Annotated in this window: 23 protein-coding genes; 14 read left to right on the top strand and 9 right to left on the bottom strand. The window is 60.5% G+C overall.

Annotation, left to right across the window (positions count from 1 at the left end):
- Positions 1-104 precede the first annotated feature (104 nt).
- Positions 105-1,271, top strand: a complete 1,167-nt coding sequence (locus GOX53_RS17060) for a winged helix-turn-helix domain-containing protein (RefSeq protein ID WP_171178420.1) — start codon at positions 105-107, stop codon at positions 1,269-1,271.
- A 292-nt stretch (positions 1,272-1,563) separates the two neighbouring features.
- Here GOX53_RS17060 and GOX53_RS17065 read toward each other — a convergent pair whose 3' ends face one another.
- Complete coding sequence (locus GOX53_RS17065; RefSeq protein WP_171178422.1) at positions 1,564-2,010, bottom strand: MarR family winged helix-turn-helix transcriptional regulator; 447 nt, start codon at positions 2,008-2,010, stop codon at positions 1,564-1,566.
- A gap of 151 nt (positions 2,011-2,161) precedes the next feature.
- Here GOX53_RS17065 and GOX53_RS17070 point away from each other — a divergent pair, with 151 nt between their 5' ends.
- The 9 genes from GOX53_RS17070 to GOX53_RS17110 all read left to right on the top strand — a co-directional run bounded on the left by GOX53_RS17070 (position 2,162) and on the right by GOX53_RS17110 (position 13,859).
- Positions 2,162-2,647 carry a signal transduction protein gene (locus tag GOX53_RS17070; RefSeq protein WP_171178424.1) on the top strand — a complete coding sequence of 162 codons (486 nt, stop codon included), beginning with the start codon at positions 2,162-2,164 and terminating at the stop codon, positions 2,645-2,647.
- 30 nt (positions 2,648-2,677) lie between these two features.
- Entirely contained in the window at positions 2,678-3,937 is a 1,260-nt protein-coding gene (locus GOX53_RS17075; protein ID WP_171178426.1) for a ferric reductase-like transmembrane domain-containing protein, read from the top strand.
- A 68-nt stretch (positions 3,938-4,005) separates the two neighbouring features.
- Positions 4,006-4,455 (top strand): enoyl-CoA hydratase, encoded by a 450-nt coding sequence (locus GOX53_RS17080; RefSeq protein ID WP_254446597.1) that lies wholly within the window; start codon positions 4,006-4,008, stop codon positions 4,453-4,455.
- Between the two features lie 74 nt (positions 4,456-4,529).
- Positions 4,530-5,876 carry an efflux RND transporter periplasmic adaptor subunit gene (locus GOX53_RS17085; protein WP_171178430.1) on the top strand — a complete coding sequence of 449 codons (1,347 nt, stop codon included), beginning with the start codon at positions 4,530-4,532 and terminating at the stop codon, positions 5,874-5,876.
- Positions 5,873-8,998 (top strand): efflux RND transporter permease subunit, encoded by a 3,126-nt coding sequence (locus tag GOX53_RS17090; RefSeq protein WP_171178432.1) that lies wholly within the window; start codon positions 5,873-5,875, stop codon positions 8,996-8,998. The genes GOX53_RS17085 and GOX53_RS17090 overlap by 4 nt, the downstream gene beginning before the upstream one ends.
- Positions 8,935-9,351 carry a potassium channel family protein gene (locus GOX53_RS29560; protein ID WP_217351813.1) on the top strand — a complete coding sequence of 139 codons (417 nt, stop codon included), beginning with the start codon at positions 8,935-8,937 and terminating at the stop codon, positions 9,349-9,351. Before GOX53_RS17090 ends, GOX53_RS29560 begins: the two co-directional genes overlap by 64 nt.
- A 203-nt stretch (positions 9,352-9,554) precedes the next feature.
- Entirely contained in the window at positions 9,555-11,339 is a 1,785-nt protein-coding gene (locus GOX53_RS17100) for an aminopeptidase P family protein (protein WP_171178434.1), read from the top strand.
- A 78-nt stretch (positions 11,340-11,417) separates the two neighbouring features.
- Positions 11,418-11,762, top strand: a complete 345-nt coding sequence (locus GOX53_RS17105) for a DUF427 domain-containing protein (RefSeq protein ID WP_171178436.1) — start codon at positions 11,418-11,420, stop codon at positions 11,760-11,762.
- A 234-nt stretch (positions 11,763-11,996) separates the two neighbouring features.
- On the top strand, positions 11,997-13,859 hold the full coding sequence (locus tag GOX53_RS17110; RefSeq protein WP_171178438.1) for an adenylate/guanylate cyclase domain-containing protein: 1,863 nt from the start codon (positions 11,997-11,999) through the stop codon (positions 13,857-13,859).
- Positions 13,860-14,113: 254 nt separating this feature from the next.
- Here the strand turns inward: GOX53_RS17110 and GOX53_RS17115 are convergent, their stop codons facing one another.
- A complete protein-coding gene (locus tag GOX53_RS17115; RefSeq protein ID WP_171178440.1) occupies positions 14,114-14,560 on the bottom strand; it encodes a phasin family protein in 447 nt (148 codons plus the stop codon).
- Between the two features lie 131 nt (positions 14,561-14,691).
- A complete protein-coding gene (locus GOX53_RS17120) occupies positions 14,692-16,494 on the bottom strand; it encodes an alpha/beta hydrolase (protein ID WP_171178442.1) in 1,803 nt (600 codons plus the stop codon).
- Positions 16,495-16,605: 111 nt separating this feature from the next.
- Here GOX53_RS17120 and phaZ point away from each other — a divergent pair, with 111 nt between their 5' ends.
- Complete coding sequence (gene phaZ / locus GOX53_RS17125) at positions 16,606-17,883, top strand: polyhydroxyalkanoate depolymerase (protein ID WP_171178445.1); 1,278 nt, start codon at positions 16,606-16,608, stop codon at positions 17,881-17,883.
- A 3-nt stretch (positions 17,884-17,886) separates the two neighbouring features.
- On the top strand, positions 17,887-18,468 hold the full coding sequence (locus GOX53_RS17130) for a DUF6151 family protein (protein ID WP_171178447.1): 582 nt from the start codon (positions 17,887-17,889) through the stop codon (positions 18,466-18,468).
- On the opposite strand, the gene GOX53_RS17135 is transcribed toward GOX53_RS17130, so the two are convergent.
- The 6 genes from GOX53_RS17135 to GOX53_RS17160 form a co-directional block, all read right to left on the bottom strand.
- Complete coding sequence (locus tag GOX53_RS17135) at positions 18,465-19,166, bottom strand: alpha/beta fold hydrolase (protein ID WP_171178449.1); 702 nt, start codon at positions 19,164-19,166, stop codon at positions 18,465-18,467. The genes GOX53_RS17130 and GOX53_RS17135 overlap by 4 nt on opposite strands.
- 70 nt (positions 19,167-19,236) lie before the next feature.
- Entirely contained in the window at positions 19,237-19,851 is a 615-nt protein-coding gene (locus GOX53_RS17140; RefSeq protein WP_171178516.1) for a hypothetical protein, read from the bottom strand.
- 17 nt (positions 19,852-19,868) lie between these two features.
- Entirely contained in the window at positions 19,869-20,774 is a 906-nt protein-coding gene (locus GOX53_RS17145; RefSeq protein WP_171178451.1) for a hypothetical protein, read from the bottom strand.
- A complete protein-coding gene (locus GOX53_RS17150; protein WP_171178518.1) occupies positions 20,774-21,199 on the bottom strand; it encodes a VOC family protein in 426 nt (141 codons plus the stop codon). Before GOX53_RS17150 ends, GOX53_RS17145 begins: the two co-directional genes overlap by 1 nt.
- Positions 21,199-22,191 carry a carboxylesterase gene (locus tag GOX53_RS17155; protein WP_171178453.1) on the bottom strand — a complete coding sequence of 331 codons (993 nt, stop codon included), beginning with the start codon at positions 22,189-22,191 and terminating at the stop codon, positions 21,199-21,201. Before GOX53_RS17155 ends, GOX53_RS17150 begins: the two co-directional genes overlap by 1 nt.
- Entirely contained in the window at positions 22,191-22,940 is a 750-nt protein-coding gene (locus tag GOX53_RS17160; RefSeq protein WP_171178456.1) for a carboxylesterase, read from the bottom strand. Before GOX53_RS17160 ends, GOX53_RS17155 begins: the two co-directional genes overlap by 1 nt.
- A 216-nt stretch (positions 22,941-23,156) precedes the next feature.
- Between GOX53_RS17160 and thrS the strand changes: the two genes are divergently transcribed.
- Together thrS and GOX53_RS17170 are read left to right on the top strand one after the other, a co-directional pair.
- Complete coding sequence (gene thrS / locus GOX53_RS17165; RefSeq protein WP_171178457.1) at positions 23,157-25,127, top strand: threonine--tRNA ligase; 1,971 nt, start codon at positions 23,157-23,159, stop codon at positions 25,125-25,127.
- A 221-nt stretch (positions 25,128-25,348) separates the two neighbouring features.
- Positions 25,349-25,651: a DUF2282 domain-containing protein gene (locus GOX53_RS17170; RefSeq protein WP_171178459.1), complete on the top strand. Its 303-nt coding sequence runs from the start codon at positions 25,349-25,351 to the stop codon at positions 25,649-25,651.
- Positions 25,652-25,686 lie beyond the last annotated feature (35 nt).

The raw sequence follows: 25,686 nt of genomic DNA on the forward strand, positions 1-25,686 counted from the left end.
CGCCCGGCCTGCCCGCTTGAAGGCGGTCCTGAGAAACGCCCGAGAAACCCTTGGGAAAGCTATTCAACCTTGTGACCCCGGGTGAAACGGAGTGTATTCGGCCCATGCGCTATGAATTTGCAGATTGTGTGCTGGACGTCGACCGCCACGTGCTGCTGCGCGGCGGCAAGACGGTTCCGGTAGAGCCGCAGGTGTTCGACCTGCTGGAACTGCTGGCCGAGAGCCCGGGCAAGCTGGTTGCGCGGGACCAGATCATCGAACGGGTCTGGAACGGCCGCTTTGTCTCGGACTCGACGATCAGCGCCCGGATCGCGGCGGCCCGCAAGGCGGTGGGCGACGATGGCAAGGCGCAGCGGATCATCAAAACGGTTGTGCGGCGTGGTCTGCAGATGGCGGCGGAGGTCAGGAACGATGCCGGGCCGGCGCGTGACAGCAACCGGAGCACGCAGCAGCTGAGATATGCGCGCGGCAGCGGCGGTCAGGCGATTGCGTTTGCTCTGTCGGGAGACGGCCCGCCGGTCCTGCGGGTCGGCTCGATCGTCTACGATCTAGAGGCCGAATGGCGGCTGGCCTCGGAACGCGCCTATCTTAGGGCGATGGAGGCCAGGTTCACCATGCTGCGCTACAACAAGCGCGACCAGACCCATTGGGACGATCCCTGTCACACCAATTACGAAGGCGTGGCCGAAGATATTCTCGCGGTGACCCAAGCTGCGGGGTTTGACCGTTTTGCCATCGTATCCGAGTTCGGGGGCATATTCTCGGCGCTTCGGTTTGCGACCCGGTATCCGGATCGCGTCAGCAGGCTGGCCATCGTCGGCGGCTGGGCCGAGGGCCGTGACCACCGCGAGGATGTGGAGGGGCCGGATTCGATCCGCACCCTCATCATCGAAGGCTGGAAGGACCCCGGCAGCGGATATGCCGTCGGCTCGTTGCTGAGCTATTTCCCCGAGGGGCCGCTGGACACCGTGCGCGAGATCGTGCGCGAGATGCAGGCGCTCTATTCGGTCGAGCAAAAGCTGTATCAGCGGGACAGCGGGAACACCGCGTCGGTGCTGCATCTGCTGCCTCAGGTGCAATGCCCGACCCTGGTTCTGCACGGGCGCAACAGTGCGGTGCATCCGCTGTCCGAGGCGCGGAAGCTGGCGGCGGGCATTCCCGACGCCTCGCTGGTCATTCTGGAAACCGCAAACCACATCCCGCTGCCGGGCAACGACGTCTATGACACCTATATCGAGACCCTGCAGGAGTTCCTTGGGGGTGGGGAGTAGCTTGATGCCTGGATTGTGGACTGTTGACCGTCGCGCCTACGAGCCGACGAAGCTGGGTTCTGGATACAGCTACGCCGGGTCGTCAGGCATGCTTGCCCCAAACTTCGAGCATTTCTGACCCAATGACCCCTGTCGGGACCATTTGCAAACTGCAGGCGAATGTCCGGTTCTTTGCGTCTATCTATCTGGCCGGTGCCATCAAGGTGCTGCCAACCAAGTAACATGATCCACCATGTGTTCCGCTTGAACCCTCATGTCGCGATTCACATGATCGCCCTGGAGTTTCGATGCCCTACTCAGGTCTGATACCGGCGGCCTTTTGGAGCAGTTTCACAACCCTCTGCCGCTCTGCCGTCGTAAGATCGGCTAGCACGTCATCGTTCACCCGTTTGACGATCCTGGGAAGCTCAGAAGCTTTTTGCCGCCCCGCCTCGGTCAGGTAAATCAGAAACGACCGGCGGCTGTTGGGATCAGGTCGTCGCTCGGCAAAACCGGCCTCTACCAGCGCATCGACATTTCGGCTGGTGAAGTACTCAGGAAAATTCAGCTTCTCCCCCAGGGACCGTTGGTTGATGCCATCTTCATCCGCCAACAGCATCAAGTTGGCGAAAATCTTGACGTCGACGTCCACTTCTTTCAGCGCCAACTTCATCTTTGCATCGATGTCGCGGGCAAGCGTCTGGATGAGGAACCCGAAGCTTCCCTCACGAATGTGCTTTGTACTTTTGATCTGCGTCATCAGGAATGCACTCCTGATCATGGCATTAACCCCAATGCTTGCAACGAACAAGTGTTGCAATAGATTTTGCATTTACAATTCTTGTAGATGCAAGTATTGCGAAAACAAGTCAAGCACACCTTTGAGTCGGACCATTCGAAAGGCACTGTTCATGAAAAAGAAGATCATCTCCCTGTCCCTAGGCGTATTGCTGGTTGCGCCAACGATACTTGCCGCAGATGAGAATGAGGGGCGCAGGCTGGCAGAACTGGCCTTTGCATCCGTCGACAGCGCGGAGCGCGGATTCATCGACATGGGCGAATTCACGACTTTCGGGACGGATGTGTTTGCCTCGATGGACGGCGATGAAAACGGAAAGATCTCGCTCGACGAGTATATGGGATGGGATTACGGCATGGTTTCGGTCGCCGAAGAGCGGGATCGGATGGATGCCTACGAGACCGCGCTACGGGTCGTCTTTGCCTTCCGCGATCGTGACGGAGACGGCGAGATCAACAAAACCGAGCATCGCCAATCGATGAACTTCGATTTCCAGCGAGCGGATCTGAATGGGGATGCGGTCCTGACAGAGCGTGAGTTCCTAAATGGGTTCCCCGTCATGGTGGCGTTGAGGGCCGCCCTGGACCCCGATCTTTGATGTGTCGATCAAACAAGAGGAAATGGAGCGATGCTGAGAAGGCAAGGTATTTTTGCAATCATTGGCCTGATTGCACTATTCACGGTTTTGCATCTGGGCTTTGCCCCCGAAACCCATGACCCACGTACGACGGGCACGACCCTTTTGGGCGGGATCGCGTTTCTGCTGATGACATGTGCCATCATCCTGTCCACCCGGGCCGCCATATTTGAGGACTGGCTTGGAGGCCTGGATCGAATGTACCAGGTGCACCGTGTCATCGGCGTTCTGGCGGCCTTGTTTGCACTGGTTCATTTCTTTGGCGTGCCGAAGGCGTTGCCGGCCGGTGCCGATCCGGCGCTCAATGCCATGGTTCCATCAGCACCGTTGGGCATGCTGGGGCTGATCTTTCTGGTGATTGGGCTGTTCATCGCCCTGAACCGAAAAATCCGCTATTCCTTTTGGCGCCCGACGCACAAGATCATGGGGCTGGTCTACCTGCTGATCTTTGGCCATTTCTTCACAGCTCCCCCCGTTTTTGTCCTACAGTTCAGCCCCTCGGGCCTGTTGCTACTGGCTGCTGCAATCATGGGTATCGTTTGCCTGTTCTACTCGGTGTTTGGAATGAACCGACGTACAGCCATTCCGTTCACCATCGAAGCCGTAAACGCTTTGGAACGGGCGACTGAGGTTGTTTTGAAGCCCTCCGGTCGCACGCTGGACTTCAAACCGGGGCAGTTTGCCTTTGTTGAGATATCCGAGAAAGGCTGGAACGAACCGCACCCGTTCACCATTTCCAGCGCGCCGGGAGATGACCGGCTGAAGTTCACCATGAAGGTGCTGGGCGACTGGACCCGCAAGGTACGTGAAGAGTTGCAGCCCGGCGGAGAGGTCATGGTGCGCGGCCCCTATGGGCGCTTCGACGCCGAAGGCGCTGGTCAGAAGCAGATCTGGCTGGCCGGTGGGATCGGTTTGACCCCGTTTTTGTCCAAGCTTCGGGCGATGCAACCCGGTGACAAGCGGCAGATTCATCTGGTCTACGCCGCGCGCGAGGAACAAGACGCCATCTTTCTGGATGAGTTGAGGAACCGCGCAGCCCAGCTTGGCAATGTCACCCTGGTGCCTCTCTTTTCGGACGAAGGCAACTTTGCGCGTGTCGACATGATGAAGCAGAAGCTGCCCGATCCGCTGAACAGCTACGAGTATTTCATGTGCGGCCCCAAGCCGATGGTTGATGGTCTCATGAAAGACCTGAAGGCCGAGGGCGTACCATGTCGCAAGATCCACACCGAAGCTTTTGAGTTCCGGTAAGCTCCTACAATACAAGTAGAAATCACATGAAAAAGCTGCTCTCCTTTGTCGCAGAAATCGGAACCATCATGTATGTGGGCGGTATTCTGTCCCACATCGTGATCGGCGCAATCAATCCGCATCCGGCACCGGAAACCGCGGAATTCATCTACAACTACAAACTGCAAAGTGCCTACATCCTGATCCTGCCGGGGCTGGGCCTGAAGATCTTGATCGATCTGATCCTGTTCTTTGGGTTCGGTGAGCGCGCATGGTGGATGCGTATCAAGCTGGCGATGACCGCCTTTTTGACCGTCAACGCGTTTGTCTTTCTGGTGCCGATGATGCCGCAGCTTCTTGAGCTGGCCCAAGCCTCGATTCCCGATGGGAAACTGAGCGATGCATTTCATGCCTTGGAAAACAAAGAAAAAATGGTCGGCATGTCAAACATTGCGCCGCTGATAACCGAGATGGTTATGGGAGCATTCAAGCCCGGCATTACAAAGGCCGAACGTGCTGGATCCACGAGCACAACCTGACAAGGCGCGTCTCATGAACTCAAGGCTCCGGCAGTTGTAGAACCACGTCTGGCTGACACGAGGAAAGGTATGACATGAACCTCCGCCCGCTGCTTTTTCTCCCCCCATTGGCGCTTGGGATCGGCGGTTACATGTGGCTGACCGCGCCCGATCCCGCGGAGCAGGCAACACCTGATGAATCCGCCACGGTCGTGCGCACGTTGACCGTTGCGCCGTCAAAGGCAGTGCCCTCTGCGTCGGGATATGGCCGCGTTGTGGCGCAAGATACCTGGCTGGCCATTTCCCAGGTGCAGGGTCGGGCGGTTTTTGTGGATGAAGATCTGACTGTGGGCAGCGTCCTTTCCAGTGGCACCGAAATTGTCCGGATCGACCCGCGGGATTACGAGATCGCTTTGGCCCGTACCACGGCCTCGCGCGATAGCGCACAGGCCGAGTTGGACGAGCTGGAAGCGACGGAGAAAAACACGAAAGCAACGATTGAGTTGGAAACCCGGATCGAGGATGTCCGTCGCGCGGAACTGGAGCGGCAGGAAACCCTGTTGGAGCGGGGAAGCGTCGCGCAAGCGGTCGTGGATACGGCCATCCGAGATCTTCTGTCTCAGGAAAAGATGGTTCTCAACCTCGAAAACGCGCTGCGCCTGCTTCCCGCGCAACGCGCATCGCTTCAGGCCACGATTGATACCCGCATCGTGGAGATCGAAGAAGCGGAGCGCGCATTGGCGAACACGTCCATAAAAACTCCCCTGATCGGACGTGTGATCGCCAAATCGGTGTCACCGGGGCAATTCATCCGCGTCGGTGACACCCTTGCCACTATCGAAAGCACCAGCGCCTCTGAGGTTACGGCCGAGTTCCAGACCCGAGTGCTGGGCAATCTGTTTACCGTCATCGACGGCATCCGCCCTTTGGATGCAACGCCCGATCTCGGCATGGTGGATGCCTTCGATTTGCTTGAGAGGTTCGATCTGCAGACCGAAGTGACCATGTCTGCCGGCGGTCAATCCCATGTCTGGCCCGCTGAGCTTGTCCGCTTTGATGGCAGCGCGGATCCGACCACCGGAACCGTCGGGCTGGTTATTCGGATCGAAAATCCGGGCGCCCCTGATCCGAAACGGCGCGGTCCCCCTTTGACGAACGGCATGTTTGTCGAGGTCCGTCTTTTTGCACCCGAGCCGGTCGAGGCGCTGCGCATCCCGCGCGCAGCCATACATTCTGAGGGAGCGGACAGCTTTGTCTATGTGGTCGATGATCAATCTCGTTTGGCCCGTCGAAACATCGATGTCGGATCGGTCCAGGGCGATCAGGTCGTGGTTCTCGGTGGCCTTTCGGAAAACGACCGCCTGGTGTTGTCCGACCCACGCCCTGCCGTTATCGGAATGTTGCTGGAGCCGCTTGAAATCACTCTGGGCCAAGGCTCATGATTTCGTATTTTGCACGTCACCCGGTCGCGGCAAACCTCGTTCTGTTGGCGGTCTGTTTCATTGGCGTGTCCGCCCTGCTGAATATGGAGCGGGAAAGCTTTCCGGAGTTCACGGCTAGCGAAGTTTCGGTTTCGGTCGAATATCCGGGCGCGTCGGCAAGCGATGTGGATGAACAGGTCTGTCTTGTTCTCGACGACGCGCTTGGTGCGGTGAACGACCTGGAAGACTTTGAATGCCTGTCGGTGGAAAACGCAGCCACCGCGACACTGACCATGGCTGAAAGCGGCGACATCGGCCAGCTCTACAATGATATTTCGTCCGAAGTATCGAGCATCAACGACCTGCCGGACGAGGCAGAATTGCCGTCTGTCACGATCCTGGGGCAAACCGAAACCATTGCGTCGATTGCGGTTTCAGGGATCGATACGCAAGGCGCGTTGATCCAATACGCAGATGAATTCGCCGACGAACTTGGTGCACTGCCGATGATTGCGACCGCCGAAGTCACCGGCATCTCTGATGCGGAATACCGCATCTCATTCGATCAACTCGCACTGCGCCGCTTCGGGATCAGCCCACAGGATGTGGCTGACGCGGTCGAAGCGCGCAGCCTTCGCGCTCCACTTGGCACTGTCGTCACCACCGGGCGTGAAGTGACCCTAAGGTATTTCGATGCGCGCCGCTCCGTGAGCGACCTGGAAAACCTTGTGCTTTTGGAAAACCCCGACGGGGGTGTCGTACGCTTGGTCGACGTTGCGCAGGTTTACCTGACGGAATTATCCCCTGAACAGCAGTCCTATATCGACGGAGATCGCGCCGCGATCATTCAAGTCAGCAAAACCAAAAGCGATGACGCGATCAAGGCCTTTGCTCAAGTGGCCGAGAGGATCGCCGAGGAAGAAAACCGGTTTCCAGATCCGTTTCGCATATCGGTTGTGAACAATCTGACGGAAACCGTTGAAACGCGGATCAACCTGGTTTTGAGCAATGCCGGACAAAGCCTTCTGTTGGTCGTGCTGGTCATGTGCCTGTTCTTCTCCACGTCCGAGGCTATCTGGATTTCCTTTTCTCTTCCGTTTTCGTTTCTGGGTGGCATATTCCTCATGGGGGCCGCGGGGGTCACCATCAACACGATCTCTCTGATCGGTCTTTTGATGGCGATTGGCCTTATCATGGACGACAGCATCGTCATCGCCGACAACATAGCAAAATGGCGACGCAAGCTTGGTCCGAAAGAGGCCGCAATAATGGGCGCGACCGAGGTAATGCCCGGTGTGATCTCGTCTTTTCTGACCACGGCCTGCGTTTTCGGACCGCTGATGTTTCTGTCCGGTGAGACGGGCAAGGTTCTGCAAGTCATTCCGATCGTGCTGCTTCTCACCATGATCACCAGCCTGGTCGAGGCGTTTTTGATCCTGCCGAACCACATGAACCATACGCATGCAGATCCGGAGAAAAACGCCGGGAGAATAGTGCCCAGGCTACTCGATCAGGCCAGAGACAAGATCATCATTCCCATCGCGGCCGCGCTATTGCGATGGCGTTACGCGACGCTGGGCTCGGTCTTTGCAATCCTGATCCTCAGCGTCGGATTTCTGGCATCCGGTTTGGTCAAGGTCGTGGGGTTTCCCGAAACAGAGGGCGACACGGTCGAGGTGCGTTTTGCGTTGGCATCCGGACTGTCCATCGAACACACTCAATCCGCCGTGGCGCAGATCCTGGACGGGCTTGAGCAGGTCGATACCGAATTGACGAAAGACACCGAAGGTGCCCGGCCCCTGATCGAGCGCGTGCTGGTCCAGTACTCCGCCAATCAGGATGTGAAAGACAACAGCGCGTATACCGCGACCGTTACGGCGGATCTCTTGGAAAGCGATCTGCGAAACATCGCTGCCAACGATGTGCTGGCACACTGGAAACAAGCCACGGGCCCCCTGCCCGACCTTGTCCAGATCAATTTCACTCAGATCGCGGCCGGCCCCGGTGGCGATGATCTGGATGTCGAACTCGCCTCGCGAGATCTGGATGAACTGGAAGCCGCAACCAACGCCCTGCTTGAAAGGCTGATCCTGCGTGACGACGTCACCGAGGCTTATCAGGACTTTTCCAAAGGACGCGCTGAGATACGCCTTTCGCTGAACGAGTTCGGCTATGTGATCGGGTTGACGCCGCAGGCAATCAGCAGACAGCTTCGCGCCGCCTTTTCCGGAACCGAGACCGACAGCTTTCGCCAGCAATTGTCGGATGTCAGCATTCGTGTCGAACTGGGTGACACCGTTCCGGCACTGACTGATCTGGAGCAGTTCCCGCTGACGGTCGCCGGCGGTGAACAGGTTGCATTGGGCACTGTTGCCAATATCGAGTTGACGAACGCTTATGCACAAATCACCCGAAAGAACGGAAAAGCCATCTCGCGGATCGTGGGCAAGATTGATCGAAAGGCGACAACCTCAACTGCAATCTCGGCCTTGATCACCGATAATCTGGCACCAGAGCTACGTCAGCAGTTTCCCAATGTCAGCATCGGGATTGGCGGCGCAACCGAAGAGCAGCAGAAAACCCAGGCCTCGATTTCCAACGCCTTGCTGATGGGGCTCGTGGGTGTCTACCTGATCCTCGCGTTTCAGTTCCACAGCTACACTTTGCCTTTCATGGTGATGCTCAGCATCCCTTTTGCCCTGATCGGTACGATACTTGGTCACTACGCACTGGATCTCGACATTTCCATGCCGAGCTTCATCGGCTTCGCCTCGCTGGCGGGGATCGTCGTGAACAATGCCATCCTGTTTCTGACGTTCTTCGAGGCAGAGATTGAGGCAGACGATTATATGACTGCCGCTGTCGAGGCTGTCAGGCACCGATTTCGGCCGGTCATTCTGTCCTTTGCCACAACCTTCGCAGGACTGTTGCCGATGCTGTTTGAAACCAGCCCCCAGGCGCAGGTTCTCGTCCCCTTGGTCGCCGCCGTGGCCTTTGGGCTTTTGGCGTCGACGCTTCTGGTGATCTTTGTGTTCCCGAGTGTGCTGGCGATCTATTTCGATGTCGCCGATATCAAAAAATGGAAGGAAAACAGACAAAAGCACTTGGCGGATACCCCGGCGCAGCATGCGGCGTCAGCCTGAAGAACCGGCGGGTTTGCGTAGTGGGCAATCTTCTTCTCAACTATTTCAACCTGTTTCGAGCTTTGGCAAAGGCATTGGTTGATGGCAGGTCCCTACACCTGCTTGCCATGTCCGCGTCGCTGGTGGTGGTCAGCACTACATTCTATGTGCTTGTGGAGGGGTGGAGCATTCTGGACGCCGCCTATTTCTCGGTTATCACCATGTCGACGGTTGGATATGGCGACATTGCTCCGGAAACCCCTGGTGGGAAGATATTCACAATGATCTTCACGATTGGTGGGATCGGGATATTCGTCACGACAATTTCGACAATCGCCGCGATTTTTGTCAGCAGTTTCAAAGTTCGAAAGTAGAAACCCAGGCAACTCGCAAAGCGGCCGTTCATGCTTGCGCTATTGTCCGGTAGTCTGCGCTCAGTTCCGGCGATTTGCCACAACCGCAGGACATCTCGCCGGATCAGTCTCCGACCAAAGGTCGATGTCTTCTGACGTTCTACATGGACATTTGCCGCCGCAGGCCACAGGTTTCGCCGTAGCAAGACAAGAATGAGGCCGTCATGTTCCAGTCCTTCGAAGTAACCGCACGCCCGGAACAAGGGCCGCCCCGGCTGGCCGCTTTGCGCGAGGAGATGGCGCGCGAGGGGCTGGACGGGTTTTTGATCCCGCGGGCGGATGCGCATCAGGGCGAATATGTGGCGCCGCGGGATGAGCGGCTGGCCTGGCTGACCGGGTTTACCGGCTCTGCGGGGTTCTGTGTGGCGCTGAAGGATGTGGCAGGGGTGTTCATCGACGGGCGCTATCGCACTCAGGTCAAGGCGCAGGTGGCCGATGTCTATACGCCGGTGCCGTGGCCGGATGTGAGCCTGTCCCAATGGCTCAAGGAGCAATTGCCCGAGGGTGGTCGCGTGGGGTTCGATCCGTGGCTGCATGCGGCAGGGCAGATCAAGGCGGCTCGGAAAGAGCTTGAGGGCTCGGGCATCGAGTTGGTGCGCTGTGACAATCTGGTGGACCGGGTCTGGGAGGATCAGCCTGCCCCGCCGATGAACCCGGCCAAGGCGCATCCGCTGGAATTTGCGGGCGAAAGTGCGGGCGACAAGATCGCCCGGCTGGCGCAGGAACTAAGCGAAGCGGGACATGCGGCGGCGGTGATCACACTGCCGGATTCGATCATGTGGCTGTTGAACATTCGGGGCTCGGATATCCCCCGCAACCCGGTGGCGCATGGCTTTGCCATTCTGCACGGCGATGGCCGGGTGGACCTGTTCATGGCGGTTGAGAAGCTTGCGGGGCTGGACCTCGGGGATGGTGTCACGCCGCACGCGCCGGAGGCGTTTCTGGACGCCGTGGCGGCGCTGGAGGGGACGGTGCGGGTGGATCTGGGCTCGGTCCCGCAGATCGTGGCGGACCGGCTGGGTGACCGGCTGGTCGATGGCGGTGATCCCTGCGCCCTGCCCAAGGCGCGCAAGAACGCCGCCGAGATCAGTGGCACCGCCGAGGCGCATCTGCGCGATGCGGCGGCGGTGGTCGAACTGCTGAGCTGGCTCGATGCGCGGCCTGCGGGCAGCCTGACCGAGACGCAGGTGGTCACACAGCTGGAAGCCTGCCGCTGCAAGGATAACGCGCTGCGGGATATCTCGTTCGAGACCATCTCGGGCACCGGCCCCAATGGTGCGATCATGCATTACCGGGTGACCGAAGAGACCGACAGCCGGTTGCAGGACGGGCATCTGCTGGTGCTCGACAGCGGTGGGCAGTATCTGGACGGCACCACCGACATCACCCGCACTATCCCGATCGGCGAGGTGGGGGACGAGGAGAAGGCCTGTTTCACCCGCGTGCTGAAGGGCATGATCGCCATGTCCATGCTGCGCTGGCCGGTGGGGCTGGCCGGGCGTGACATCGAATGCGTGGCGCGGCTGCCCCTGTGGCTGGCGGGACAGGATTTCAACCACGGGGTCGGCCATGGTGTCGGCGCCTATCTGAGCGTGCATGAGGGCCCGCAGCGGCTGGCGCGCACCAGCCATGTGCCGCTGGAACCGGGCATGATCCTGTCGAACGAGCCGGGATATTACCGCGAGGGCGCCTTTGGCATCCGCATCGAAAATCTGGTGGTGGTGGAAGAGGCCCCCGCCCTGTCCGGCGGCGATGCCGAGCGGGCGATGCTGTGCTGGCGCACGCTGACCTATGTTCCGATTGACCGGCGGCTGATTGTGACCGATATGTTGACGCCTGAAGAACGCGCCTGGCTGAACGCCTACCACCGCGACGTTGTGGAAAAGGTGCGGCCAAGGGTGGGCCCCGACGCACGGGTGTGGTTGGATGCCGCAACTGCGCCGGTCTGACACCGGGCTGTTACTTTAACAAGTCAGGGGAGACGTTCGGCCCAGGACGAAGGGCCAGGACGAAGGGAAGGAGAAGGAATGACCGATCACATCAGGATTCGCAAAGCGCCCGGAAAATGGAGCGTCCGCTCGGGCGGCGCCATTCTGGGCGAGACCACCAATGCGCTGGAACTCAGCGAGGGTGATCTGGACCCGGTGATCTACTTTCCCCGCGCGGACATCGCGATGGCCTTTCTGGACCGCACCGACAAGGTGACCCACTGCCCGCACAAGGGAGATGCGAATTACTACTCGATCGTCAACATGTCCACGGTGACCGAAAACGCGGTCTGGACCTACGAGAACCCGATTGAGGCGGTGGCGGAGATCAAGGAGTATCTGGCCTTCGAGAAACTGGACTCGGTCAAGGTCGAGCGGTTGTGAGATAGCGCTGGTTTGGGGATGAAGGGCCTCCGGTTTCGGGGGCCTTTTCTTATGTGGACACCCGTCAAGCAAACCGAGGTATGCTGCGGAGTGCTCAATCCATCCTTGAATGGCGGGATGGGTCCGAAGCAGGCATCGGTCTTCCGTCCGGCTATCCAGTCCCTCGTCCTTTTCGCAGTCTCCTCGACGCAGCGCTCCTCCTTGCGCTAGGCTGGTCCACAGGAGGCCAATGTGATGGAGCCAGACCATCAGGAACGCAGATTGACAACGATCCTTTCGGCGGATGTCGAGGGTTATTCCAACCTCATGCGGCAAGATGAGGGCGGCACCCTAGCGGCACTGAAGGCACTCCGGAGCAGCGAAATCGACCCTCGGATCGAACGGCACCATGGCCGGACCGTCAAACTCATGGGCGATGGAAGCCTTGTCGAGTTTGCCAGCGTGATCGATGCCGTCAGCTTTGCGGTCGACGTCCAGCACGCCATCGCAGCGGCTCAGGGAGAGCTCCCAGAAGACGACCGGATCCAGTTTCGCATCGGCATCAATGTGGGCGATGTCATCGTCGATGGTGATGATATTTATGGCGACGGGGTGAATGTCGCCGCCCGGATCGAAGGGCTAGCGGAGCCGGGGGGGATCTGCATTTCGCGCAGCACTTTTGATCAGGTGAACGAAAAACTCGACCTCACCTTTGCTCCGATGGGGCCACGGATTGTCAAGAACATCCCCGGGCCGGTGGAGGTCTATCGGATCGAGCTCGACGACCGCTCACAGGCGCTGGCCATGGAAGCTCCACCACCCATAGCCGAACCACAGGACGCGCCACCGCGTCGCGGGATTCTGCAGTTTGCCATTGCCGCGGGACTCGTCATTCTGGCTCTTGTGGCCGGGGCGTATTACTTCCGATCAGAACCCATCAAACCGCCCGTGATCGCGGTACTGCCATTCGAAGACCTAAGCCCCAAGGAACTTAAAGGCATACTGAACGACACGATAGGCGATGGTATCATCACGTCGCTGGCGCGCTACAAGGAATTCACCGTTATTTCGCGTCGCTCTAGTTTCAAATTCCGTAACTCCGAAGAAGGTATCTCCGAGATTGCCGATCAACTCGGGGCGGACTTCGTTCTGGAAGGTTCCCAACAATACGACGGGGAGCGGCTGAGAGTGACGGCACAGTTGATTGATGCGGATACGGAAACCCATATCTGGGCCGACGAGATCGACGTGCCGCTGGAGGCACTACTGAAAACAAATAGCGAGATCAGTCGGAAAGTCGCCAATGCCGTGGGTGCCAAAGTGGTCGCCACTGCCGAAGCACGTATGACCGAAGGCGATGTCAGCGCCTTGTTGATTGCCAATGCCGCACAAAGCCGGATCATGCGGAATTTCAGCCGCGAGAGCCTGTTGAAAAACATCGAAGAACAGGAGCAGTCCCTCAAAGACTACCCTGATTCCGCGTGGGGCCATCTTGGACAGGCATTGTCGCTTCGCATCGGGCTGCGCTATGGCTGGATTGAAGGCGATGAAAAGGCACTTCGTAAAAGGATGATTGATCTCGCCCGCCGGGGTGTTGAGCTCGACCCCAACAACTTCCTAGCCTACCACGCTTTGGGACGCGCCCTGATGTTTAGCCGCGATCTCGAGGCGGCCGCCGTCGCTTTTCGTCGTGCAATCGAACTGAATCCATCGTCTTCTTTCGCACGCAGCGCATTGACACTCGCATTAACCCGGCTCGGAAAAACGGACGAGGCTCTTGCAGAAATCGAGGTGACAGCGCGCATTGATCCATTCTACGGACACAGCTTGTATTGGGACAAAGCACTGATCCAGTGGCAGATTGGCGAATGCGAACAGGCGCTGGCAACCTTTAAATCGACGCCCTCGATGCCGGTGGCCGCCAATAAAGTTCTTGCGGCGATTTACCAGTGCCTGAGTGAACGGGAGAAGGCGGCCAAAGCGATGGCTGATTTCGTTGCCGAAAACCCCGAATGGTCCGTATCGCGGGAGCGGGATGTCCTGACTGGCATGTGGAGCGCTCCGGGTGCCCTGGACCGATGGCTTGAAGCCATGGAGGCTTCCGGGATGCCGTTGTAACGCTCCGTTCACCGATCATGCTTGGAAAGCGGGTCTGCATTCCCTTTGCTGTTCCGACTTACAAACAATGTAGGCGGCCGGCAGACATGTTCACGCCGCAATCCAGAAACTGGCCGCGCCATTCAGCATCACAACAAGGATTCGAGTGTCCCCCACAGACAACAATACACCCCCAAAAGAAAAAGGGCAGGTCTGGCGACCTGCCCTTCGCGATTGCACCTGGTTGGGAGGAGAGGGGTGCAAATACGCGGGTCTTACTTGGCTGCCGAAGCTTTCTTGGCAGCGGCGGTCACCTCGTTGGTGGCCTTTTTGACGGCGGCGGTGGCATCTTCGGTGATGTCTTTGCCAGCAGCCATCAGCAGCTCGACGGTGTCCATCTGAACCTTCTTTGCGATCTCGGCGAAAGCGGCCATGTTCTCGGCTGCAACCTCGGCCGATGCCGACGCGAAGTCGGTGGCGGCTTTGGCGTAATCGGCGGGCTCAGCTTTTGCTTTCGACATGTCCGACAGTTTGGCCAGGGTATCCTTGGTCCATTTGTTGGAGATCTCGGCCGATTTCTCGGCAGCTTCCAGAGCAACGCCCGACAGCTTTTCGTTCAGAGCTGCGGTCGATTTGAAGGCACCTTCCATGGCGGTGGTGTCAACGGGGAATGCGCCCATCATGTCTTTCATGATCGCGGTAAAGTCTTGGGTCTTTGCCATTGTCCTAATCCTTTTGTGCTGTCCGGGCCCACCCCGGGTTTCATCAGCTTGAGAGGAATATGCTTTCTGCATCGCAGCATTTCAAGTTTTTTGTTGCTGCAACGCAGAAAAAATCTGGTTTCACTTTGAAATCAGCGGCTTGCCTTGACCGTCACATAGTCGCCCGGGGCCGGGGCCAGGCGCGGGTGATCCGAATCGCCGGTATCGCGGGCGGGAACCTGCTTGCCCGAGCGCTTTTTCAGCCAGGCTTCCCACATCGGCCACCACGAGCCTTCGTGGAAATCGGCCTCGTTCAGCCAGGTGTCGGCATCCCCTTTCAGGTCGGGATTGGTGTAGTGGCCGTATTTCTTCTTGCTGGGCGGGTTGACGATGCCGGCGATATGGCCGGATTCCGAGACCACGAAGGTCTTGGAGCGCGAGCCCATCTGCTGCACGCCGCGATAGCAGTCCTTCCAGGCGGCGATGTGGTCGGTCTCGCAGGTGATCGCCATCAGCGGCACGTCCACGTCGCGTATGTGCAGGGTGTGGCCCATCAGTTCGAACCCGTCGGTGACGAAGTCGTTGCCCTGGCACAATCCGCGCAGATATTGCATCGCCATCCGGCCCGGCAGGTTGGCCCCGTCCCCGTTCCAATAGAGCAGATCGAAGGCGGGCGGGGTTTCGCCCAGCATGTAGCTGCGGATCGCGGGCGAATAGATCAGGTCGTTCGAGCGCAGGAAGGACATGGTGCGCCCGATGATCCACGCCTTGAGAACACCGTCTTTGTTCACCTGATCCTCGATCCCGTTGACGAAATCATCCTGCAGGAAGGGGGTGAATTCCCCCTGCTCGCCAAAATCCGTCAGCGTGGTGAAGAACGTGGCCGATTTGACCGATTTGTCGCCGCGTTGCTTCAGGAGCGACAGGGTCAGGCTGAGCGTCGTGCCCGCGATGCAATAACCCACGGCGTTGACCTGCTTGACCTTGCAGATTTTCTTGGCCTCTTCGATGGCGGTCAGGAACCCGTCCTGAATGTAATCCTCCATCCCGATATCCGCATGCGAGGTGTCCGCATTGACCCAACTGACGACAAACAGGGTATAGCCCTGCTCGGTCACCCATTTGATCAGGCTGTTCTGCGCCTTCAGGTCGAGGATGTAGTATTTGTTGATCCAGGGCGGAAACAGCACGATGGGCGTTTCATGCACCGTTTCGGTCGCGGGCTTGTACTGGATCAGTTCCATCATCCGGTTGCGATAGACCACATCCCCGGGCGTCGTCGCGATATTCCCCCCGACCTCAAAAGCCGTTTCATCGGCCAGCCGCACCACCAGTTCGCCATCATTGGCCTCAAGATCGGCGACCAGGTTTTCCAGCCCCTTGATCAGCGATTGCCCCTCGGTCTCGACCGCCTTTTCCAGCGCGTCCGGGTTGGTGGCCAGAAAGTTGGTGGGCGCCATCATATCGATGATCTGTTGCGAGAAATAGGTCAGGCGGCGGCGGTCCTTGTCATCGATATCTTCGACCGAGGCCACCGCCTGCGAGATGGCCTTGGCGTTGGTCTGGTACTGCTGCCGGATGAAGTTGAAATAGGGGTTGGTGTCCCACATCGGGTTGGCAAAGCGGCGGTCCTTTGGCGCGCTTTCATCCGTCTCGATCTCGCCCTTGGCCATCGCCTGCTGCGCCTCGGCGAAGTTCAGGACGGACTTGCCCCAATATTCGATCTGGTGTTCCAAGATCTTGGCGGGATTCTGCCACGCCTCGGCAAAATAAGCCGTTGCTGCCTTTGCGAAAAGCTCTTGATTCGGGCCGTCGAGCGCGGGGGTGTGCGGCGTTTTCCCGGCCATGACGTCGACGAGACGTTTGGAGAGCGCTTCGACTTTTTCCATATTTTCCTTAAGCCGCTCAATATGTTCGTCGGTCACCTGAGGTGTGTTGCCGTCACTAGTTGTCATTTTAAGGAATCCCCCCTAACCTCGCTGCTATGCAGAATAACGTCGTGGGCAGGGTGGAGCAAAGCGACGAATGGTCCGAACTCTCAGGCTGATACTCAGGAGGCCCATTTCATGCGCTACATGATGACCTACGACCTGATGGAAACCATGCGCAACACCAACCAGTGGTTGGGCGCGACGGCGAATTCCATGGCATCCTACCCGCTGTTTTCGATGGTGCCGAACCCGGCTTTCAGCTGGATGGCGGCCTGGGGCGAGGTCACCGAGCGCACGTTCCAGCGCATGGTGGTCAAGCCCGACTGGGGCATCCGCACCTTCACCTGCGAAGACGGCAAGGACCATCTGGTTGAGATCGCCACGGTGGTCGAGCGGCCCTTTGGCGATCTGGTGCATTTCAAGGTGCACGGGCGCGAGGAGCAGCCGCGCAAGGTGCTGCTGGTTGCGCCGATGTCGGGGCACTACGCGACGCTGCTGCGCTCGACCGTCAAGAGCCTGCTCGTCAATTGCGAGGTCTACATCACCGACTGGCACAATGCGCGCGACATTCCGGTGTCGGCGGGCAAATTCGATGTCGAGGACTATACGCTCTATCTGGTTGATTTCATGCGCGAACTGGGGCCCGACACCCATGTGATCGCGGTCTGCCAGCCTGCCCCGCTGACCCTGGCGGCCACCGCCTATCTGGCCGAGCTGGACCCCAAGGCGCAGCCCAGCACCCTGACCCTGATCGGCGGCCCGGTGGACCCGGATGCGACGCCGACCGAAGTGACCGATTTCGGCCGCCGCGTGACCATGGGCCAGCTGGAAGAGACGATGATCCAGCGCGTCGGCTTCAAGTATAAGGGCGTCGGGCGCATGGTCTATCCGGGCCTGCTGCAGCTGGCCTCGTTCATGTCGATGAATGCCGAACGCCATTCCAAGGCGTTTTCCGAGCAGATCCAGCGGGTGATGCGGGACGAGGCCTCGGACCACGATGCCCATAACAGGTTCTACGACGAATATCTGGCGGTGATGGACATGACCGCCGAGTTCTACCTGTCGACGGTCGAGCGGGTGTTCAAGAAGCGCGAGATTGCCCGCAACGAGTTCATCGTGGCCGGGCACAAGGTGGATATCGGCAAGATCACCGATGTGGCCGTGAAATCGGTCGAAGGCGCTAATGACGATATCTCGGCCCCCGGCCAGTGCATCGCGGCGCTGGATCTGTGCACCGGCCTGCCCGACAGCAAGAAGGCCAGCCATGTCGAGCCCGGCGCCGGTCACTACGGCATTTTCGCGGGCCGCAGCTGGCGCGACAACATCCGCCCGCTGGTCATCGACTTCATGAACACCAACTCGCGGCGCCCGGCGCGCAAGCGCAAGCCCGCGAACAAGAACGCGGCGGCCTGATCCATGGCCCGGGGCGCGCAGGGTCCGGTTGCGTTCGCCTGTGACTGCGGCAGCCTGAGCGGCCACATCACCGCAAAGGGCGTCAAAAGCGGCACGCATGTTGTGTGCTATTGCCCCGATTGCCGAGCCGGAGAGCTGTATTTCGATCAGCCCGATCCGGCGCCGGGGCCGGTGGACATCTTTCAAATGAGCCCCGACGCGGTGGTTATCGAAAAAGGCGCCGAGCATCTGGCCCTGATGCGGCTGAGCCCCAAGGGGTTGTTCCGATGGTACGCCAAATGCTGCAACGCGCCGATTGCCACCACCATGCGCTCGGTCAAGCTGCCGTTTGCGGGCTTCAACGTCCGGCGGATTGCCGAGCCCGAGCGTCTGGGCCCGGTTGTCGCGAAGGGGTTCATCCAGACCGAGAGCGGCCACAAGCACGAGAATTTCGGGCGCGCGGCCTTTGCGCTGCTGGGCCGTTTGATCTCGACCCGCATCTCGGGCCGCTGGCGCAACACGCCGTTTTTCAATGCCGAGACCGGTGAGCCGGTGGCCGAGGCCACGATCCTGACCAAGGACGAACGGGCGGCGCTTTATCGTTAGGCGGGCATTGCCAGCCAGTGCTGCAGCGCACCGGTGACCGCCTCGGGGGTTTCCAGCGTGGGCAGGTGGCCGGCATCTTCGATGATCCGTAGCTCGGCATTCGGGATCAGTTCCGCCATGAACGTGTGCCGTTTGACCGGCGTCAGCCCGTCATGCGCGCCGCACAGGATCATCGTCGGCACCTTGATCTTGCGCAGCGTGCCCTGCTGGTCGGGGCGGCGCTGCAGGGCGCGCGACTGCCGCACGAACAGCTCGGGCCCCAGATCGCGCGCCATGGCGTAGACCTGTTCCAGCACCGCCATCCGGCCCGGCCCCGGGGCCAGAACGTCGGCAGGGATCGCCTGCTGCATCACCTCGTCCAGCCGCCCGGCTTTGGCGCCGACGATCATCGGCTCGCGCGCGGCGGCGATTTGCGGCGTATCGGCCAGCGCATCCGTCCCCATCAGGCACAGGCGCGAGACACGCTCGGGCGCGCGGCGGACGATCTCCATCGCGATGATGCCGCCCATGGAGAGCCCGGCCAGCGCAAACCGGTGCGGCAGTTGGTCGAGCAGGCCCGAGGCGATCTCTTCGACCCGTTCGCCCACCGTGATCGGCGCCACCATCACCGCGCGGTCGCGCGACAGGTGCTGGATCTGGTGCTGATACGCCCGCGCATCGCACATCATCCCCGGCAGCAGAACCAATGGCTCGATCATGACAGCCCCCCTCGCCCGGCCCGGAAAGCCCGGGCTTTTCGCGCGCAGAATGAAGGTTTTGCGCCCGGCGTCAAGGATATCGGATGCCCCGGAACGGCGGAAAATCGGCATAGCGTCTGGCCCGCGCGGAAAGTGGCTCGGACGGCTCGGTTCCCGCCGCCAGAAGCCGCCCGCGCGGGGCGATATAGCTGTCGATCCGGCGCAGCGGCGTGGGCCGCCAGACCAGATTGAAGGCGCAGAGTTTCGGAAAGAACCAGATCTCGGAGTAGTCCAGATGATCGTGCATCCACCACGCCAGATCGCGCCAGTCGCGCCCTTCGGCATAGCGGTCGGCAAACCACGGGATCACCACCGAGGCGCCCGCGATCCGCGCATCCCCCTCGCCCCGGTCCCAGATGTGGCATTCCAGCGGGTGATCGTTGCGGGCACAGTTGAGCTTGTTCTCGTTGCCGAACCGGTTGAGCGAAGGTGAGCGGTAGCCCGAGCGCACCGCGATACGGCCAAAGGTTTCCTCAAGCGGGTCCATCAGGGTTTCGCAAAAAGCCCGCCCCGTCTCGATGGCCAGATCGGGGTTTTCGGGGATGTTCTGTTTCTCGTGAAAATTGCCGATCTCGGAATAGAGGAAATCGCGCATGAAGAAATGGCGCGACAGGCGCACACGGCCAAGGGTTTCAAGGCTCCACATGCTGCCCGGTTTGCGCATCAGCCGAGCCTCTCGCGCACCGCCTGCCCCATCTGCCGGGCCAACGGGTCGTGAAAGAGCGTCAGGAGTGTGTTCTTCTCAGGTTGCCACCCTGTATCGAGCCGCCAGCGGGCGTGGAACATATGTTCGGCCTCGTGTGTCATTCGTGTTGCCCATCCTGCGACAATGCGTTTACGTAGCACATTCTTGTCCGGAGGTGGCAGCTTATGGCCATGCGCCTTGGCCTGCGCCTGGCGTTCTGCGTGAAAGGCAAGCATCTGGTTCAGGTCGGCGTCGATCAGTGCGGCGTCAGGCGGTGTTGCAATCCGCTCTATCGCATCACGCACAGCGTCGGGCAGAGTTGTCAGGCATCGTTCGATGCCCTGCCGGAACGCCGGATCAGAGGGAACATCCATGCCCCACGCGCGCGGTTGCATTCTCCACAGCATAGGGCGGGCGGCGGGCGTCCAATGATCTTCGCGGATCATGCCCAGCAGGACCAGGATCTTCTGCGTCTCGTCCGACAGGCGCGCCGGGCCCAGCCCTTCTGCGGCGTGCACGGTCGGAGGTGCGGGAGGCCACGGGCTGGTTTCCCCGACCCGCATCCACACGGCCCCTGCAGCTTGCGGACGCGTCGGCGGCATCGAGGTTCCATTCTGGCGGAGCCAGGCGACCTCGTTGCATTGCTCGGCGATGGTCAAAACGGCAACGGCGATATCCTCGTTCGGTGGTAACGCGGCTGGGTGGATGGGCGTTTCGCGGAGGGATGCGCCCCATGGCTGCTCATTGGCATATCCAAGCGCGCATATCAGCATGCAACCGAACTGCCAGGCGGTCATTGCGTGGTCATTGAAGCCGCGCTCCTCCTTGGGAACGCGAGCGGCCACGAATTCGTAAACCTTCGGGCCCCAGACCGGTTCTGCCATCAATATCCGTTCCAGCGGAACTCGCCCTTGGGGCCCAGCGCCGAGAACGGGTTGAAGGCCACTTCCCAGATCGTGCCGTCGGGCGCGCGGAAATAGCCGTGATGGCCGCCCCAGAACACGTCTGCTGCGGGTTTCAGAATCTCGGCCCCGGCGGCTTTGGCGGCGTCCAGCAGTGCCGCCACCTCCTCTTTGGTCCGGCAATTGTGGCTGAGCGTCAGGGCACCGCGCCCGAGCGTGGCCACATCCACACCCATCTCATCGGCCAGCGCCGAGAGCGGGTAAAGCCCCAGCGTCTGCCCGATCAGATCGAAGGCGATCACACCGTCGGGGCTGTCGACCCGGCTCCAGCCGAGCTTTTCGTAGAACCCGGCTGCGGCCTCAATATCCTCGACGCCGATGGTGATGAGGCTGACCCGTTGTTCCATCATTCGATCTCCTGTTCCTTCAGCCAGTTCAGAATGCCCGCCACGGTGGCTTCGTTCTGCCCCGGCGACATGATGTCCCCGGCGATGACATGCGCGTGGGGGTCGTCGTTCGGTTCCAAAACGACCCGTTGTATGGTCGCCGGTCCACCCCAGTCGCCTGCAATCCGATGGGTGATGTCATGTCGCACAACCTTATCGTCATCCGAGAACCGGAACAGCGCCGGGATTTGAGCCCGGGCGAAATCCAGTGCGACCACCTCTTTGACCAGCGCCGAGAGGGGCACGATGGCCTCCCATGAATAGCGCGTGGTCCAATAGGTGTTCTTGTCGGGGTGCGGGTCGGATTCGCCGCGCTCGCCGCCCATGACCAGCGGCAACCAGTACCGCGCGCCGGGCAGGGTCGGCACCCAGGCCGCCCCGGAGTTCACACCAAAATTGGGCGAGACGAACACCATGGCGGCGACATCCTTGCTGAGCTCGGGATGCAGCGCCGCGGCGGCGGACAGCGTGCCGCCGGTCGAGGTGGAAATCACCACCACTTTATCGCCCACCGCCCGCGCCGCGGCCAGAGCCTCGGCGGCGTCGCGCATCCAGCCCGAGGCGGTGCCTTGGGCCATCGCCGCGCTGCCGCGCCCGTGGCCCTGCAGGCGGGTATAGACGAGATTGGCGCCCAGCGCCTGCGCCACCTTGTCGGGCACCGGGCGGATCTCTTGCGACGTGGCTGAAAACCCGTGGATATAAAGCACCGCATACGGCGTGCGCTGTTCCTCGGCCCCCGGCTGCCAGATCACCCGTTTCTCGACGCCGGGCGTGATGTCGTCAAAACCGGATTCGATGCTCTCGAAATAGACCTGAACCCCTTCGCCGAATTTGCCCGGATCGAATGACGGCGACAGGTCGACCTCTTCATAGGGTCCGACCACCCACAGCACGCCGCCTACGATCATCAGGGCCAGCAAAAGCCGCCCCAGCAGCCAACCGAACATCCGCATCAGGCCTCTCCCATCACGTCCAGCACCGCCTGTTCGATCAGGCCCAGGCAAGGCCCGTCGGAGAACCGGTGGTCGGCATCCTTGACCAGGAGCAGGCGCATGTCGTCACAGGTGACATGACCCATCAGCCGCAGGGCGGTTTCGGTCGAGACGGCGGTATCGGCGGTGCCTTGCAGGCAGCGCATCGGGAACGGCAGGTTCAACGGCTGCCGCAGGACTAGCCGTTCCCGTCCGTCCTCGATCATCCGCTTGGTGATGATATAGGGCTCCATGTAGTCCGAGGGCAGTTCCACATGGCCCACCTCTTCCAGTGCCGCCTTCTGGTCGTCGCTGAACGAGGCCCAATAGCCATTCTCGGTGAAATCTGGCGCGGCAGCGATGGTCACCATACCGGCGATCCGGTCCGGCATCGCGCGTGCCAGCAACAGCGCCTGCCAGCCCCCCATGGAGGACCCCACCACGATCAGCGGCCCCTCGGTCAGGGCCGAGACGGCGGCCACCGTGTCCTCATGCCAGTCGCCGATGCAGCCCTCTGCAAAAGTGCCCGAACTCTCCCCATGCCCGGAATAGTCGAACCGCAGATAGCCCTGCCCGCGCGCCTGCGCCCAGGCCTCAAGATGCACCGCCTTGGTGCCCTCCATATCCGACTTGAGCCCGCCCAGAAACACGATGGTGGGCCCTGCCCCCTCACTCCGGTGATAGGCCAGCCGCCGCCCTTGCGGCGTCTCCAGAAAATCCGTCGCTGCCATGAAATCCTCATTGCTTTTCCAGCATCATGCACGCCCCGCCCCCAAGTGCAATTCCCCGCTTCCTTGCTTCATCTTTTCCAAAATACTCCGGGGAGCGCGAGGGGCTGGCCCCTCGCTCCGCCCCTTGACACGCGCGCACCCTCCTGCCACATGGGCCGGACATCACAACCCGCAACCGGGCGTTCAGTGGGCGCCAAACCGACGAGGAGTGCCGATATGGCCACCGCGCTACAAACAGACTCACAATCCGTCTCCCTTACCTTTCCCGATGGCAATGCACGATCCTATGACGCGGGCGTGACCCCTGCGCAGGTGGCGGCCGATATCTCGACCTCGCTGGCGAAAAAGGCCATCTCGGCCACGGTCAACGGCCAGCATTGGGACCTGCAATGGCCCATTGAGGCCGACGCCGACATCGCCATCCACACCATGAAGGACGAGGCGCAGGCCAATGAGCTGATCCGCCACGATCTGGCGCATATCATGGCGCGCGCGGTGCAGGAAATCTGGCCCGACACCCAGGTCACCATCGGCCCCGTCATCGAAAACGGCTGGTATTACGATTTCGACCGGGCCGAGCCGTTCACGCCCGAGGACCTCGGGCTGATCGAGAAAAAGATGAAGGAAATCATCAACAAGCGCGAGCCGGTGACGACCGAGGTCTGGGACCGGAGCCGCGCGGTCGATTTCTACACCGAGAACAACGAGCCTTACAAAGTCGAGCTGATCGACGCCATTCCCGGCGATGAGCCGCTGCGCATGTACTGGCATGGCGACTGGCAGGACCTGTGCCGCGGCCCGCACCTGCAGCATACCGGTCAGGTGCCGGGCGACGCGTTCAAGCTGATGTCCATCGCGGGCGCCTATTGGCGCGGTGACAGCAACCGCCCGATGCTGCAGCGCATTTATGGCTGTGCCTTTACCGGCAAGGAAAAGCTCAAGGCGCATCTGCACATGCTGGAGGAGGCCGCCAAGCGCGACCACCGCAAGCTGGGCAAAGAAATGAACCTGTTCCACATGCAGGAAGAGGCCCCCGGTCAGGTGTTCTGGCATCCCAATGGCTGGACCATCTACACCACGCTGCAGGACTACATGCGCCGCAAGCAGCGGGCCGCCGGCTACAAGGAGGTCAACACGCCTCAGGTGGTGGACCGCAAGCTGTGGGAGGCCTCGGGCCACTGGGACAAGTATCAGGAGCATATGTTCATCGTCGAAGTCGATGAGGAGCACGCGCGCGAAAAGGCAATCAACGCGCTCAAGCCAATGAACTGCCCCTGCCATGTGCAGGTGTTCAATCAGGGGCTCAAGAGCTATCGCGAACTGCCGCTGCGGCTGGCCGAGTTCGGCTCGTGCTCGCGCTATGAACCATCGGGCGCGCTGCACGGGATCATGCGGGTGCGTGGGTTCACGCAGGATGACGGTCATATCTTCTGCACCGAAGATCAGATCGAGGCCGAATGCGCGGCGTTCCTGGAATACCTCTCATCTGTCTACACCGATCTCGGCTTCGAGAAATTCGAGATCATGTTCGCCACCCGCCCGGAAAAGCGCGTGGGGAGTGAGGAAAGCTGGGATCACGTGGAAAGCGCGCTGGAAAAGGCGATCAAGGCCACCGGGCATTCCTATACGCTCGATCCCGGCGAAGGCGCCTTCTATGGCCCCAAGCTGGATTTCAAGCTGACCGACGCCATCGGTCGGGAATGGCAGTGCGGCACCTTCCAGGTGGATCCGAACCTGCCGGAACGGCTGGGTGCGACCTATATCGGCGAGGACGGGGCCAAGCACCGTCCCTACATGCTGCACCGCGCCTGCCTGGGCTCGTTCGAGCGGTTCATCGGCATCCTGATCGAGAACCACGCGGGCAAGCTGCCGTTCTGGCTGGCGCCGCGTCAGGTGGTCGTCGCCTCGATCACTTCTGAGGCGGATGACTATGTCCAGGAGGTCGTCGAAACTCTGCGCGCGGCCGGTATCCGGGTCGAGGCCGACATCCGCAACGAAAAGATCAACTACAAGGTCCGCGAGCATTCGGTGGGCAAGGTGCCGGTGATTCTGGCTGTCGGCCACCGCGAGGTTGAAAAGCGCACCGTCAGCGTCCGCCGCCTGGGTGAAAAGCAGACCAGCGTCCAGCCGCTGGCGGATGTAACAAAAGAGCTGGCCCGCGCCGCGACCCCGCCCGATCTGCTGTAACATTCGGCGGAAATTCACCTGCAATCCGGCCCCAAACCGTGGGTCGGATTGTAACATTTCAAGATTTTCACTTGAAAAACAGATTGTTAACCAGAGCTGAGCCATGACAAAGCCTGACGGGCTTGTGAGACACGGGCTCGTGAATTCAACTGCGGCGCCCAAGTCGCTACCTTTGAGTTCGTAAGCAACAGACATACGCAGTCATCAAGAGGATTTCCGAGATGTCGAATACCGCAAAAACCCTGGTCATCGCCAGTGCCGTCGCAGCAGCCATGACCGGCGCCGCCACCACCGCAAGCGCACAGGCCAAAGAAAAGTGCTATGGCGTGTCGCTGGCCGGTCAGAACGACTGCGCCGCCGGCCCCGGCACCACCTGCGCGGGCACCTCGACCGTCGATTATCAGGGCAACGCCTGGACCCTGGTGGATGCAGGCACTTGCGAATCCATCGAACTTCCGGCTCAGGCAGACGGCACGGACCGCAAGGGCTCGCTCGAGGCGCTGGAACGCGACCTGCCGGCATAATCCGGACGTAAATGACCGGGGGCGGGCCTGTTGAA

Source organism: Ruegeria sp. HKCCD8929 (assembly GCF_013031405.1).
Lineage (GTDB): Bacteria > Pseudomonadota > Alphaproteobacteria > Rhodobacterales > Rhodobacteraceae > Ruegeria.